This is a genomic window from Pseudaeromonas pectinilytica (genome assembly GCF_054780855.1).
In genome coordinates, this window is the sequence record NZ_BAAGVN010000157.1 from 1 (window position 1) to 611 (window position 611).

A 611-nucleotide genomic window follows, 5' to 3' on the forward strand; every position below is an offset into this window, starting at 1 on the left:
AAATCCATTTTTCAAGCGTGGATCGGCGACATCATGGGCGATGATAAGCTGGTTGGCCAACTAGCGGTTGATGGTAAAGCTCTCCGTGCTACCGCTAAAGGGCGAGGAGCCAACGCTGTTCATATGGTCAATGTCTGGTCAACTGAGCTGGGAATGTGTGTTGGCCAGCAAAAAGTCGCTGACAAATCTAACGAGATCACGGCAATACCTGAGCTACTCCAACTTATTGAATTAAAAGGGTGTTTAGTCAGTATTGATGCGATGGGTACACAGGTAAAAATCGCAGACACCATCCTCAAAAAGTCGGGTGATTACCTGCTTGCAGTGAAAGACAACCAACCGAGCCTCAATACTGAAGTAAAAGAACAGTTCCAAGCGTATTGGGATAAGAATGAAACCGATATTTCGGGGCCCGGCTTTACTGAACAATTTGACTCAGAACATGGGCGAAAAGAGCATCGACGTTGTTGGGTTCTGGTGGTTGATGAAAGCATGCCCGTTTGCCAGCAGTGGAAAGCGAAGACCATTATAGCCGTGCAGGCTGAGCGAATTGAAAATGGCAAAGGCTATGATTTCGTGAGATTTTATATAAGTAGCCGAGCGTTGGATGC

At 46.6% G+C, this 611-nt stretch carries 1 pseudogene; it reads left to right on the forward strand.

The annotated features are described in order from the left end of the window. Nucleotides 1-611: pseudogene (locus ACYVG7_RS09955) on the forward strand (ISAs1-like element ISKpn9 family transposase); the annotation flags it as partial.